This window comes from Mesorhizobium sp. WSM4837, assembly GCF_055811435.1.
In genome coordinates this window covers 1-13,844 of sequence record NZ_JBVVQE010000022.1, presented here as the reverse complement: position 1 = coordinate 13,844, position 13,844 = coordinate 1, and the positions used below count along the sequence as shown (strand labels likewise).

11 protein-coding genes are annotated in these 13,844 nt (G+C 59.2%); 7 read left to right on the top strand and 4 right to left on the bottom strand.

The genetic code is table 11. The features are described 5' to 3' along the window. Window positions 1–4 precede the first annotated feature (4 nt). The 5 genes from AC0L3D_RS15080 to AC0L3D_RS15060 all read left to right on the top strand — a co-directional run bounded on the left by AC0L3D_RS15080 (window position 5) and on the right by AC0L3D_RS15060 (window position 5,930). Window positions 5–1,165 (top strand): glycosyltransferase, encoded by a 1,161-nt coding sequence (locus AC0L3D_RS15080; RefSeq protein ID WP_287053180.1) that lies wholly within the window; start codon window positions 5–7, stop codon window positions 1,163–1,165. Between the two features lie 419 nt (window positions 1,166–1,584). Continuing rightward, entirely contained in the window at window positions 1,585–3,024 is a 1,440-nt protein-coding gene (locus AC0L3D_RS15075) for an undecaprenyl-phosphate glucose phosphotransferase (RefSeq protein WP_473644816.1), read from the top strand. Window positions 3,025–3,403: 379 nt separating this feature from the next. Beyond that, window positions 3,404–4,600, top strand: a complete 1,197-nt coding sequence (locus AC0L3D_RS15070) for a PqqD family peptide modification chaperone (protein WP_473644814.1) — start codon at window positions 3,404–3,406, stop codon at window positions 4,598–4,600. Then, a complete protein-coding gene (locus tag AC0L3D_RS15065; protein WP_473644812.1) occupies window positions 4,597–5,598 on the top strand; it encodes a nucleotidyltransferase family protein in 1,002 nt (333 codons plus the stop codon). Before AC0L3D_RS15070 ends, AC0L3D_RS15065 begins: the two co-directional genes overlap by 4 nt. 104 nt (window positions 5,599–5,702) lie before the next feature. Further along, on the top strand, window positions 5,703–5,930 hold the full coding sequence (locus AC0L3D_RS15060; RefSeq protein WP_128246336.1) for a hypothetical protein: 228 nt from the start codon (window positions 5,703–5,705) through the stop codon (window positions 5,928–5,930). 180 nt (window positions 5,931–6,110) lie between these two features. Here AC0L3D_RS15060 and AC0L3D_RS15055 read toward each other — a convergent pair whose 3' ends face one another. The 3 genes from AC0L3D_RS15055 to AC0L3D_RS15045 all read right to left on the bottom strand — a co-directional run bounded on the left by AC0L3D_RS15055 (window position 6,111) and on the right by AC0L3D_RS15045 (window position 10,627). Then, window positions 6,111–7,511 (bottom strand): HlyD family type I secretion periplasmic adaptor subunit, encoded by a 1,401-nt coding sequence (locus AC0L3D_RS15055; protein ID WP_473644810.1) that lies wholly within the window; start codon window positions 7,509–7,511, stop codon window positions 6,111–6,113. A gap of 118 nt (window positions 7,512–7,629) precedes the next feature. Beyond that, window positions 7,630–9,423: a type I secretion system permease/ATPase gene (locus AC0L3D_RS15050; RefSeq protein WP_473644808.1), complete on the bottom strand. Its 1,794-nt coding sequence runs from the start codon at window positions 9,421–9,423 to the stop codon at window positions 7,630–7,632. A gap of 217 nt (window positions 9,424–9,640) precedes the next feature. Then, window positions 9,641–10,627: a right-handed parallel beta-helix repeat-containing protein gene (locus AC0L3D_RS15045; protein WP_473644806.1), complete on the bottom strand. Its 987-nt coding sequence runs from the start codon at window positions 10,625–10,627 to the stop codon at window positions 9,641–9,643. On the opposite strand from AC0L3D_RS15045, the gene AC0L3D_RS15040 reads away from it, so the two are divergent. Together AC0L3D_RS15040 and AC0L3D_RS15035 are read left to right on the top strand one after the other, a co-directional pair. Next, window positions 10,608–11,045: a hypothetical protein gene (locus tag AC0L3D_RS15040; protein WP_473644804.1), complete on the top strand. Its 438-nt coding sequence runs from the start codon at window positions 10,608–10,610 to the stop codon at window positions 11,043–11,045. The genes AC0L3D_RS15045 and AC0L3D_RS15040 overlap by 20 nt on opposite strands. Before the next feature lie 629 nt (window positions 11,046–11,674). Beyond that, a complete protein-coding gene (locus AC0L3D_RS15035; protein WP_473644803.1) occupies window positions 11,675–11,845 on the top strand; it encodes a hypothetical protein in 171 nt (56 codons plus the stop codon). 947 nt (window positions 11,846–12,792) lie between these two features. On the opposite strand, the gene AC0L3D_RS15030 is transcribed toward AC0L3D_RS15035, so the two are convergent. Then, on the bottom strand, window positions 12,793–13,551 hold the full coding sequence (locus AC0L3D_RS15030) for a LuxR C-terminal-related transcriptional regulator (protein ID WP_473644801.1): 759 nt from the start codon (window positions 13,549–13,551) through the stop codon (window positions 12,793–12,795). Between the last annotated feature and the right edge of the window lie 293 nt (window positions 13,552–13,844).

Here is a 13,844-nt window from a genome sequence, read left to right as displayed (position 1 = left end):
TTCCTTGAAGAGACGTACACTGGTTGCCTCTGAATTCAATGCGAAGGACCGGGCTCACTTTGCGTTGGCGTATGAGTTTTGCCGCATCGTTGCCGAATGCGAGGATGCCGATCTGATCGCCCCCGGCATCGACAACTACCTGACGAGACGCTTTCACGCCATCTTGCCAAAGCACGATCCTCACAACGTCCAGCGTGACTTCAATAGACTGACGAGCGCGATTCGCAAAGGGCTAGGCTTGAGGAACGCACCAACCATGGAGCATGTTCGGCTCACCCAAGACTATGACCTTTTCTTCTTCGTCGCCTGGAGCCCGCAAAGTCTTGTTGAATTGTCTCGGATCCACGACTGGCGCGGCCGCTGCAAGGTTGCTGTCGCGTATCTGTTCGAACTCTGGTCGAGCACGCTCGAACAGGACCGCCAATATCTGAAGCTCCTGGACCAGTTCGACCACGTGTTCCTGTTGCACAGCGCGTGCCTACCGCGCCTGCCTCAATACACCCGCACGCCCTGTTCCTTTCTTGCCACCGGTGTCGACGGCCTTATTTCAACGCCCTATCTGTCGCCGGTAAAACGCGTGGTCGACGTATACTCGTACGGCAACCGAGCCGCGAAAATACACCGGCAGCTTCTGAACCTGGCCCAAGACCGGGACTTCTTCTATCTCTACGACACGCTCGCAAGCACAGATTCCCGGGTCAGGGACTGGCATGAACATCGGTTGCTGCTCGCCAATATCATCAGGCGCACGCGCTACTTCATGGCTTTCAGTCCAGCGGCACTTGCAAACTCCAAGTCCGTCACGGTTGCCGGCGAGCAGGTGCTGCCTGCCCGTCTCTTCGAAGGGGCCGCGGGCGGCGCCGTCATGCTTGGCACCGCGCCGCAATGCGCCGAATTCGGCGAGCACTTTGACTGGCAAGACGCGGTGATCGAGGTATCACCAGACTCGAGCAGTGTCGCAGATGTAATTGGCGAACTCGACGCAAACCCCCGCCGCACGGAATTGTTGCGCAGAACAAACGCGGTCCGCTGCCTAGAGATGCACGATTGGGTTTACCGTTGGGAGCACATCCTTGTCACGATCGGAATGGAGCCGTTCCCGCGACTCCATATTCGCAAGTCCCTGCTGCGACAGATCGCCGCCGATGCGATGGCGCTCGCCTAGACGATCAGGCCCGAAAGCGGGAACCGCTTTCGGGTTCGGTGCTCAAACGGTGCTCAAACAATGAGAAAGAGCGGCAGTTCCGAACCAGTTGCTTCCGTCGGAGCGTCCGCCGCTCCAGTGCTGCGCGCGAGAGCATTTCATTTCGAGTTACTCCGAAGAGCTAACAGGCGCCGGAAGCGGGCAAGGAGAAGGTCGTGTGTCCGCCGGCTCTGCGCTTTGGGGTTAGAGCTTATGCCGAATTGGATTCGCACAGTGTGGCTGCCATTCTCTCAACTCCAAGAACGGAGTGCTACCGCAACCACGGCAATCGAACTTCGAAGGGGCAACGACCGCAGGCGCATTTCGGCGGTTTTCAGCCGAGGAGGGGGCGGTCGTCACGACATGGTGGATGGATGCGGCTTTGAACGCAGGTGAACGTCATGGCACTTCTTCATGAAGACCCCCGTGCGGGCGTCACGTCAAACGCACCGCGGTGGAACGTCAAGGGCAATGTTCTTCTGCAGTCGTTTCCGCTTCTCGAGGCAATGTCCGTCGTGCTGCTCAGCATCGTCTCGGGAATGGTATATGATCTTGTGAGTTTCGGACATCTCGGCGAGTACGGCCGGAACTTTGGGCTCGGTGTTGTTGTAGCCGCCCTTTTTTCGACTTCCGCATATGCGCGCGGGCTATATCTGAGTTCCGAGCTGCGGCCGCTGGCCTCTCAGATCAAGGAGGTCGTGCTGATCTGGACGGCGGTCTTTCTTTGCCTGTCGGTTGTGGCGCTTGCACTCAAGGTGGGAGACATGTTTTCGCGCCAAGCCGTCATGCTGTTCTTCGTGACGGGAGTTGGCGGCATCATCTTCGTGCGCTTGGGCGCCGGACGACTGGTTGCCTCCTTGACCAGGTCGACCATGCTTGCCAAACCGCAAGTAGTGATCGTAACGCAATCGGACGTGCGCGTGCCAAGTGGCGTAGTCCAGGCAATCGAGGCTTCCGGATGCGACGTCTGCCAAACGATTACATTGCCGGCAGCATCCAGCGAGGGCTCGCTCCTTGGGTGTATGGATGAGCTCATTGAACATGTGCGTCGGCGTTCTGTCGACGAGATAGTCCTTGCTGTCAGTTGGGCTGACATATCCCTGATTGAGAAAATCACGGCTCACCTTTGCGTGGTTCCGGTACCCGTAAGGCTCCTTCCGGACCACGTCGTTAGCGCGCTCTTGAAGCGACCTGTCGTCAACCTGGGGGGGACGAGGGCGATAGAACTGCAACGCGCGCCCCTAACGGCGCCTCAGCTGCTTACGAAGCGGCTCTTCGACGTTGTGCTGACCACTGCCGCCCTTCCACTTCTTCTGCCCCCTCTGGCCGTTGTAGCGTCGCTGATTGCGCTCGAATCCAGGGGGCCGGTGCTCTTCTGTCAGCGTCGGGCCGGGTTCAATGGCCGCACGTTCAAGATCTATAAGTTCCGAACGATGACGATCCTGGAGGACGGGCCTGTTGTCCCTCAAGCCTGCAGGGGCGATCCCCGCGTCACCCGCGTTGGGCGCATACTGAGAAGGTTCAGTATCGATGAGATTCCGCAGCTGTGGAACGTGCTGAAGGGCGATATGTCGTTGATAGGCCCACGGCCGCACGCGCTGGCGCATGACAGCGAATACAGCCAGATCATCTCTCTCTATCCGGCTCGGCACAAGGTGAAGCCGGGGATCACCGGCTGGGCACAAATAAATGGCTGCCGCGGCGCGACGCCGCATGTCTACATGATGATCAAGCGTGTCGAACACGATATGTGGTACGTCAACAACTGGTCGGTCTGGCTCGACGTAAAGATCCTGCTTCTGACCATCCCCCGCATCTGGACGGGGCGAGACGCCTTCTAATCCAACTTTGCCGATTCGAGGCCGCTGGAGGCGATTTTGTGTGGCAAGTGATTGATTTGCAAGGAGTGGCGGCTGGCAGACGACCCCATCAATTAACTGCCAAGCGACACCTCACTCGGAAAGAGCGAACCTCTTCTTCGACGCTATCAGTTGAATACCACTTTGGGTGAGGCTCAACACCATGAGATGTGCGGCTCTACTACCAAAGGCGCAGATCAGTGCGAAACACAGCGACCGCTCAATTGCATAACCTGCGACTTCAAGCAAAACTGCCCGCACGGCAACGGCGTTGGCAAGGTACCGCTATGGGAGCCGAGAGGAAAGCTATGACTCGAGCGATTGACGAGATCGTGTTGGTCGTGAGTTCCACTCGAATCGAATGATCTCCGCGCCCAGACAAACGAGGATGACGGCTTCTGTGAGTCCGCAACAAACCCGAACCACTGACCGAACTGCGGGGCCTCCCCCTGTCGAGTATACGGCGAGGTTAGTTCCCCAAGGGCGGCTTGCATGCATCAAAGGGCAAAATATTCTGCTCAGTTCCACGCAGGGGGTAGTTTTTGCGCTCAATGACACTGCGGCTGATATCTGGCGCTCGCTTGAAGAAGGCGTGCCGGCCGAGGCTATCTTGGGCGAGATGGCAGCCCGTGGCGTTGATAGGCAAGAGGCCTATGGCTATGTCGAGGCTGCCCTTCAAGACTGGGAACGGCTCGGCCTAATCCAGCCTGCTCCACCGCCGTGCCCAACCGCAGCTCATCAATATATCTGCCAGGTCGTTGCTGTTCCAGGCGTGTGTGTGCGCATACTGTATCCGGCGGCCGTCGCCTTTCCGGCCGCGACCGTATTTCAGCATCTCGAAGTTCGAAACAGGGCCGTCGACGTTCTATTCCATCTGGTTGAGCGTAGGGAGCGGATCCACCTGTTCCGGGATGGCCACTGGACTGATTCCTGTGGTCGAGACGAGATACCCATTATGGTCAAAGGGCAACTGCTGGCCGAAGTGCTTGGGCACAGTGAATATGAACTCGCCCTCCATGCGGCGGCGCTTTTCAAGAACGGCCGCACCCTCCTCCTTTGTGGTAACCCCGGCTCGGGCAAGACGACGCTGACCTTGGCGCTGGTCCACGCGGGGTTTGGCTTCGCGGCAGACGATGTGACACTTCTCGACTCGGCCGGACACGGTATCGGCCTTGCTTTTGCGCCTGCAGTCAAATCGGGATCATGGTCCATTCTCGGACAACATTTCCCCGAACTCGGCAGGTCTCCGGTTTACCGGCGCCCCGATCGCAGACGCGTGCGCTTTCTTGTGCCTAAGGATCATGTCCCTCCCGTTCCGCGGCCCGTGGGCTGGGTGGTCTTGCTCTGTCGGACGCAGGATGCCAAACCTTCCCTGCGGGTGATTGACCCGACCGACATCCTGGGTGGCTTGCTGAACGGCGCCTTTGCGCGGAATAAAGAGCTAAGCAGCACCGCGTTCGACGTTCTTTGCCAAGTCATCCGATCGGCACAGGGCTTTTGCCTGACCTATGCCACACTGGATGACGCGTTGGAACTGCTGAAGGAGGCGTGCCGATGAAGCCCACCAGGAATGCGCTCGAGGCCCTGATCGCGGGACTTAGCGGCCGCCCGGTGGTAACGGCCGACTGGCAGGCGGTAATTGCACTCGCCAACCACACTCTGCTTACGCCCGTCTTGTTCGCCACTCTTGCGCACTCGGGCCAGCTTGACCGGCTCCCCGAAGACGTGGGCCAGTATCTTCAGTTCATTTACCGCTGCAACCGGGAACGCAATTTGCGCTTGCGCAGGCAGCTGAATGAAGCCGTTGCTGCCCTCAATCAGGGGGGCGTCGTTCCGGTCCTGCTCAAAGGGGCCGTTCCCTTGTTCCTTTCGTCGAGCGGCAGGGTTCCCGACAGGATCATGAGCGATCTCGACTTGGCTGTGGAAACGGCCAAAGAAGGGGCTGCCCGGGCTTGCCTTGCCAAGCTTGGCTATGCCGAAGTGACGGTCGCTGGTGGCATGGCGCGCCCGCAAGACGTCGGTCTCCTGGAGCTCCGGCCCTATCGGGAGATTGACCGCGAGTCCCCCAGACTTGCCCGCCGTCACGGCCTTAGGGCGAAAATCCCCGCCCCACAGTCGCGGGCCCTCCACTGGATCATGCATGATCTCATCAAGGAGGCGGACTACTGGCGCGGAAGGACCGACTTTCGCCACCTTTATGATCTGGCACGGCTGGCGGAACAGCATAAGCTGGATTGGGCGGTGCTTCGAACATCCTTGCCCGACCAGAGCGCGCGGAACGCGTTCGATACTCAACTCCTGGCATTGAGTCACTTCTTTGGCGTCAGAGCACCGGCGCAATATGTGCGGCGCCCATTGGTTCGCTTTCAACACTGGCGGCGTGTCTTCCCCTTGTATCATCCCGTCCTCGGCGTTCCATTGCGCCTGGTCGGCAATTCGCTGTGGGGTATGTGGCGACTTCTACATGGCGATGGCTTGGGCCGACGGAGTCCGCTCGACTTTGGACGCCGCGCCACTAGCATCCTCCTTGACGGCGATCTCGGGTCAAAAGTGTAGTAATACTTAATTTCCTGAATTGTATCTTGACGGCGCGTTGTCTTCACGAGTCGCATATGATAAATTGTGTGGTTAAAGTTGTCGCGCTGGCTGGAGTACGTTTGATGAAGAGCGAGAAATATTCCAAAGGAAAGACAGATAAACTTGTCCCGGAAGAACAGGCACGTCGTGAATTTCTAAAGAATGCCGGGCGTTTTGCTGTTGTAACACCTCCATCCATTGCTCTGTTGCTTGGCACGAGCCTGAACTCGCAAGCTATTGCCGCATCGCATGGCGCACGTCCCGGACATGGATGGGGCGGCAAGAAACGCACTCCTGGCCGCAAGCGTTAGAATGGTTCCTCTGGTCGTTCTGGCCGATCATAGATGACGTGTAGTCCGGAACGCCTAAGCCGGTTGGAGGCGGCCGTGGAAACGGAAGCGCGCCTCGCCCGATCTTTGCCCCAGCGGTCATCCATCCTGCCATATTGCCGCGTCTCTGCGGTCTACCCTGATCCCGTCTAAGGGAAGGGGTCAGTTTTCGCGCATGCCGAGACGGAACGCGTCCGTCAGAGGTTGCGTCAAGTAGGACAGCACGGTCGTCTCGCCGGTCGCAACGATCACCTCCGCCGGCATGCCGGGCCTAAGTTTCTCGCGGACCTGTTCGGGGAACTGAGAGACCTGCACGGAAACTTTCAACTCGTAGTAGGGCTCACGCGTCACTTCGTCATGGAGCGCGTCAGCGGCAACGGTCTGCACCTCGCCGATCGCGACCGGCGTCGAGCGAGCCTTGAACGAAGGCAGTCGGATCTCGGCAGGAAGGCCCTCGGCAACATTGTTGATGTCGACCGGCGACATCTTCGCCGAGACGATCAGAGTGTCGTCGTCAGGGACGATCTCCATCAAGGTTTCGCCGGGGCGAACCACGGCTCCTATCGTGTGTACCTTAAAGCCGACAACGCGCCCGGACCGCGGTGCGCGTATTTCGGTGCGGTTGAGCACGTCATCTGCAACGTGCAGCTTTTCGCCGGCGTCGGTGAGCTTGGCACTGGTCTCGGCAAACTGTGCCGAGACCTCTTCAATGGCCTCGCGCCCGACTTGCTCGATCTGGAGTCGCGCCTCGCCGATAGTGTGGCGCTCGCCCGCTATTTCGGCAAGGAAGGCACCAAGCTGACCTTGGAGATCGGCCTGCTGCCGTTTGAGCGCGGTAAGCCGCGTGCCCAGAATGATGCCCTTATGGGCTAAGGGCGCCAGCATATCGTGCTCTTCTGTGATACTCTCGATCTGCAAACGGACAGCCTCGCTTTGGGATTGCATGGCCTCGATCTTCCGTTCGGACTGGGCGATGCGCTCCTGCAAAATGGGAACCTCGTTCGTACGGGCCAAGCGGCGCTTGTTGAACAGTCGCAACTGGTCTTCCATCGCGCGCTGGGCGAGGGGGGCGCTCCCTAGCGTGAGTTCACGCGGGAAAGTGACCATTTCGGCTCCGTCCAGTTCCGCCTGCAGCCGTGCCTTCTCGGCAAGCAGCGAGAAGACAGCGGACCTCGCGATTTCGCCCTGCGCCTGCGCCTCGGTGAGATCAAGGCGCACGAGCACCTGACCCTCGGTCACATGTGCGTTGGGCGAGACGAGAATGTCGCGCACGATACCGCCCGCAAGGTGCTGAACCGCCTTGCGGTCGGTTTCGACCACAACTGTACCCGAAGCGATCACCGCGCTGTCGAGGCTGGCCAGAGAGGCCCACCCGCCGAGGATGCCGAAGGTCAGCACGACGATGCCAAAGCCCATCCGCGCGGGCTTGCGCCAGTCGCCGGAGAGGTTTGCGTGCGCCGGCTTGTGGTCTGAGCCGGCAAAATCTAACGGCGCGAAAATCTGCGGGAAGCTAGCTCGAGTCACCCGTCCTGCACGCAAGAGCGCGGAAAGTGTCGGCCCCACCGCGCTTGTACAAGCGGGGGCAGGGGTCGAGCGGGCCGTCCGCATCGGGAGCCCGCGAACCCGTGCTATGATTGCCGTCCTTTTCGAGGTGTCAGGCATCATCATTGGTTTCGACTCGTTATGCATCGACGCGTGTCCGGCGGAGGAGAGAGTGCGCTGGATCTGACGCCGGCGGTCCGGCGCGCCCTCCATCCCAGACGGGCCGCCGCGGTGCCGGCGCTACGTTCGGGCCGACGAGCGACGGCAGCAACTGGTCACGACTGCCCATCTGCGCTATTCGTCCTTCCTGCATGACGATCATTCGATCCACCGCCGACAGGAGGTTCGGCCTGTGGGTCACGATCACAACGGTCTTTCCGTCTCTCCGCAACCCTTCGATTGCCCGGATCAGTGCGCGATTGCCATCGCTGTCCAAATTGGCATCAGGCTCATCGAGCACGACGAAGCTCGGCTCGCCAAACAGGGCGCGCGCGAGACCGACCCGCTGCCGCTGCCCACCCGACAGTCCGACTCCATCCTCCCCGATGTCGGTCATATACCCTTTGGGGAGGCGCTGGATCATCTCGTGCGCAGAGGCGAGTGTTGCCGCCTCGGTCACCTGCGCATCGACCGAGTCAGCTCGGAAGCGCGCAATGTTGTCGCGCACGGAACCGGAGAACAGCTCAATATCCTGGGGCAGGTAGCCGAGCGCGGTGCCGAGTTGGTCCGGATCGTAATGGCGCAAATCGTTGCCATCGAGTCGCACGCATCCTTGCGCCGGCGGCGACGCACCCACAAGCGCACGCGCGAGCGAGGATTTGCCTGAGCCCGATAAACCAACGAGGGCGACAACCTCTCCCGCTTTCAGCGTGAACGTCGCGCCCATGACGACCGGCGTGTTCGTACCGGGGGCGAGGACGAAAAGGTTCTCGACGGAAACCGTACCCCTGACGTCAGGCAGACGCACGCGTCCGGCAATGGGCGGGTTCTCCTCGAATATGCGTTCCAGGCGCGCATGGGCGCTGCGCGCGGACACGATACTTTTCCATTGCGCCACCATGATCTCAATAGGGGCAAGCGCCCGACCCATGATAAGCGACGCCGCAAACAGGACGCCCCCGGAGATTTCCTGGTTAATAGCCAGGTACGCACCGATGCCCATCATGGCCGTTTGAATGGCCATGCGCAGAAACTTGGACAACGCAAGAAGTGTGCCGCCGCGCTCGCCCGCGCTGACGGAGTAGCCTAGCGCTTCCTCGCGGATTCCGGTGCACCGTGACCGGATAGCAGGCCCCATCCCGAGCCCCCGAATTGCCTCTGCATTGCGCAGCGAGGAGCCCAGCCTGTCGATCGCGCGAGTGTTCGTGAGCGAGGCTCGCAAGAGCAAGCCCTTCGTCGCTCGCTCATTTACGAGTGCGATCGTCACTATCGCCACCGCGCCGACGAGGGCCACAACGCCGATCAACGGGTGAAGTAGGAAGCAGATCACGATGTAGATCGGAGCCCAGGGCGCGTCCATCAGCGCCATGATGACGCCGCCCGAAAGAATGTCGCGCATGAGGTCGAGATCGCGCAGGGTCTGTGCATGATTCGATCCGCGGGTACGCAGCGCCGAGGAAAGCGCCGCCTCGAAGGCGGGACCAGACAAGAGCCGGTCGAACCGCACGCCAGCCTGCTGGAGGATACGAGCCCGATAATGTTCGAGGGTCCCATAGGTCATCAGCAACACGCCAACGATCACCGAAATAATGACGAGCGTGACGGCATTACGGCTCGTTAGGACGCGATCATAAATTTGCATCGTGTAGAGCGGAGACACGAACATGAGAAGATTGATGAAGAGCGAGAGCCCGCCGGCCGCGCAGAGGCCCGGACGGATCTCGCGCAAGGCCACCGCCAGCGGCGAGGGCACGTGCAAGGAGAAATTTGTCATCTATTATCCGAATCCAGTGAAGCGGTCGCAGGGCGCTCTAACCTGGCCATCTTCAAGCCTCTGTTCACGAGCGAGGAAGGCGGCAGGGCAGGCGAGGTCTCATGCGAAAATCCCCCGACGGAACCACCCGCCGAGTTGGTCCGAGCGCGAGCCCTGCCCCATCACACCGTGCTGAAGTGTGGCGCAACCGACTGCTGCAGCCGGTTGCGCCGCCTGTTCAGACTGCGTAGTCCCAGGCGAACTGGTTATCGATGTGTGCCATTGGGGTGGCGGCGGCATCCTCGTGCACGTCGGCTACGACCGCCTTTGACTTGTCCCAAATGATGTTGTTGGGATTGCCAGGGTTGGTGTAGCTCGAGTTCAGGACGCTGACCCCGCCGGAGCTGACATTCCAGATCAGTCCATTCGACGAGGAAGCCCCGCGGCCTTGGTCGGCGTTGATACCGTCGAACGACCTCGTATCGTCGAAGGTCACATCATTCGCGTAGGACGAGAACGCGCCATTGCCCTGATGGATGGCGTCAACGTTCTGCACCCTGCCGCCGGTCGATCCGTTCTCGAACATCACGCCGACGCCGGTCACGGAGTTGTTACCGTCGATCACCCCGTTAGAGATCGTCGTATTCGGGCTGCCATAGACCGAGACGATGTCCTCAGGATGCGAGTTGGCGGCGTCGTTGACGGCATAGAAGTCGGTCAGCGAACTATTGCCCGAGTTGTTGAACTGGACGAACTGACCGCGCGGCATTGGGCCATGGAAGTCGTAGCCATCGACGTGCGAAAGATCCGCGCCGGGCGAGTTCAGGAGATAGATGCCAGTCGAGCCTTCCCGCACCGTGGTGTTTTGAACGGTCAGGTTCGCGGCGTTTTCTGCCCTGATATTGATGATGTCCGGGCTCGTCTCGGCGTCGATTCCCGCCGGCGGGTCGGCGTTGATGACCTCGGTGTTCTCGATGGTGACGCCGGTTGCGCCCGATACCGACACCCCGTCGCCTTCGGTGTGATGAATACGAACATTGCGCAGGATGACATTGTCGTGCGTAATCGTGACCGCGTCCCCGTTGGTGACGTAGATGTCAAGATTTTCAATCACCTGGCCATCGTACTCCGATTGGATCGGTGTGGTGGTGTGGGTAAGACCCTGCGCCGGCTGCGTGGATGCCGTCGGCGCGGAAGCGGTAGAAGTGGGAGCCTCGGCCGTCACGGTCGATGTCGGGCTTGACGCGGCTGTCTCCGTCGGCGCGGAAGCGGTGGTAGTGGGAGCCTCGGCCGCCACGGTCGATGTCGGGCTTGACGCGGCTGTCTCCGTCGGCGCGGGAGCGGTGGAAGTGGGAGCCTCGGCCGTCACGGTCGATGTCGGGCTTGACGCGGCTGCCTCCGTCGGCGCGGAAGCGGTGGAAGTGGGAGCCTCGGCCGTCACGGTCGATGTCGGGCTTGACGCGGCTGTCTCCGTCGGCGCGGAAGCGGTGGAAGTGGGAGCCTCGGTCGTCTCGGTCGAAGTTGGACTCGACGCGGCTGTCTCCGCCCTCGCGCGTAAGTTGTTCAACCGTTCCGAGTGTTCCCACTGTATTCCATTTTCAGAATTCATCCACTTCATGTGCTTCATGTGCTTCTCCAGTTAAGATATGAATTCAGTATAAGTATCACTAAGGACACCCATGGACGATAAACGATATTTTATCGTCTTAACGAAACTCCGCTTATACAACCAGAAATTTCGTCTGGTAACATAATGCCAACCTTCATGTCCAGAATACGGCGTGGATAGGGCTATACTGAGACTCTCCCGGGTGATCGGCGCTGCGTTCAAGCCTGCGCCTACGTCGGATTGCACACGTCGCTTAGTACTCGGATCACGCGTGACCCTACCCCCGAGCAGCAGGAGACAAGGTCATGCATGCTAGTCGGCCAACACAGCATGAGCGCTACCAACACAGTCCGGCACGGCTCGAAACAGGTGATCTACGAAAGCTATCCTGAACTCGGCTACAATTACCCTGACTGACCTGCAGGCTGCCATCGGCGTGAGCAACGTTCTCGCACTCTTCACGCGGCGGAGGCAGCTTGCGGCGCAATAAGGTGAGCACCTCGCGACATCGCCGAACTGGAAACGCCTGCCGCGCCTTGCTGGACTCGCAGCAACTGGCAAAGCTATTGTAGAAATTCCCCACTGGTTCGACCAGCGGGGCCATCTGCCCCCGGAAGGGATAGGGCGCGGGGCCTTGTCCTGCCGTATTGCGATACCGAGGCGATGCGGGAGAACCCCGCCGAGATCAGCCGGAGCGTCGACGACGGCGCGTGTGCGGTGCTCATCCTCGATCATGCCGGATGGCGTGTGACTCCGAAACCGAAGGTGCCGGACAACATCACTCTGATGTTCCTGGCGCCGCGCTCACCGGAACTGGACCCACTCGAACTTTGACCGACTTGGCACCAATCGCCAATTTGTCATCGTCCAAATCAGAGGTGCACCGCGTTGCGCCGTTGCACCTTCGACCATCACGCCACTGGGAGCGGCGTTCCGCGCGATGCGAACCATCTCAGCAGTTGTTGCCTTATTTGTGTTCGGATCAATGAGAAGTAGAGGTCTCATTTCGTCTCATTTGCCCGGGCACAGATGAGCAGCCCGCCGCAATTCAATGGACGTGATCATCTTCGCCGATGTGGTTTGACCCTTCCCTCGGGGATAGGCGACCGCGATCGCGCTATTCGAGAGCGAGCAACCGTTCAGGGTTGGTCTCGATCATCGTATGGATTTCTTCAGGTGTGAACTCGGGTCCAGCAACGAGTTGGCGCGTTGAGGGCCTACTCGACGCATGTATCTTTCAATATTTAGATCGTCTGAAAGTCGGAGGATCTCCGTTGCGGGTCTTGGCACGATCGGCAGCATTGCCAAGCTGACCTTGGACTCGGATCGATTGCCCTCGGAACGGTCGCTCAATCTGCAGTGTAAGCAGGCTCGGGGAAGGTGTATCTGCCAACCCATCTTATGGCCTCCTCTATCGTATCGAAATTCTTGTGCTGCCCGCTTAGCGGCCGGAAGCCCGTCTCGAGAAACCGATCTGGGTGAGAACCGCCACCAGTTGGTCGCACTTCCACACCAGAACCCCCGATTCTCCGCCCTCGACCGTTCCGATCCGCACTTCGCTGAACGACAATCCAGAAGTAATTTTTGGTTTGCCCACTTTGATAAAGCCCTCAACTTCAAAATGGCAGTAACACTGGTGGGGTCCACCTCATGCGCCCCTGCGATGCCGTCTCCACCGCTCGCTACCATCGCCGGGGGATGATTTGAACGTATGGTTCTAGATAGCGGAGGCTCATATCAGGGCGAAGCTTTGGCAAAAGCGAATGCACCAGCCCGAATGATTATATATTGTAAGACGGCTGAGTTGCCATTTCGCTCCCCGACGGGGCATTGCCGGATGCGGGAGTAAGCATGCCATGGTTCATCGCCCAAACTGCAGCCTGTGTACGGTTGCGGACCCGGATCTTTCGGAGGATGGCCTTGACGTGTACTTTCACCGTAGCTTCGGCAATGTCGATCTCGCGCGCGATGGCTTTGTTAGATTCCCCTTCGATTAAGCGGCGTAGAATACAGTTTTCCCGATTTGACAAAATTGATAGTTCATGATCCTCATGATCCTCATTAACAACCACCTTTGTTAACTCATCAGCTACCGCGTCAGGTTTCAGATCATGTCTTATTTCTTGAATAGCCGTTGAAGTTTCGGCAGGTAACACCGTCTGCCCTAGCATAACCAATTCCAGAGCTTTGATGAAGGTGTCGTAAGCAGCGACTTTTATCAAATACCCATCTGCCCCCGCACGAAAAGCTGAAACTATATCGGTCGATCGACAGTGATCGGCTAGCGCGACGACATGGCTGGTCGGATAAATCGCTTTGAATTCTGCAATTTGTGCGAAATCAGCATCCGCATCAGTACCGCCGACATCTATGATGAGCAAGATGGACCGGTGCTGGGCTAGCGGCTTCTCCAGAAGATCGTGAACACAAGCCGCAGAGAAAAGGACCCGAAACTTTGTCGCATCCATTATTCGACTAAGGCCTTCTCGGAGTAACTCGCTCGGCCCGACAAGTACTGTTGTAAAGGATTCTCCTGTCATCATTGCCTCCCGCTTCGGGGCGATCGAGGTACACGCGTCGAGTAGAGCACTCCACGCCCCAATTGCACTCGATGCCCCCGGTTTGAGTCTCTTGCAGTTCCTCACTCCCTCTTGGCGAGAACAGGTTGGGCAGTGTAAGGACTATTTATAAGTAGTCTCTAACATAAGTTGCTTTTCAAGCTTGTGTCTGATATCGGACAATCAGGCGGAGGCCAGGCCGAAGTGACGTTGCTCCTCGTCGCCATAGGCGCCATGTGTGAGCTTTATCATTCCAGCACGGTCGACGATCGTGA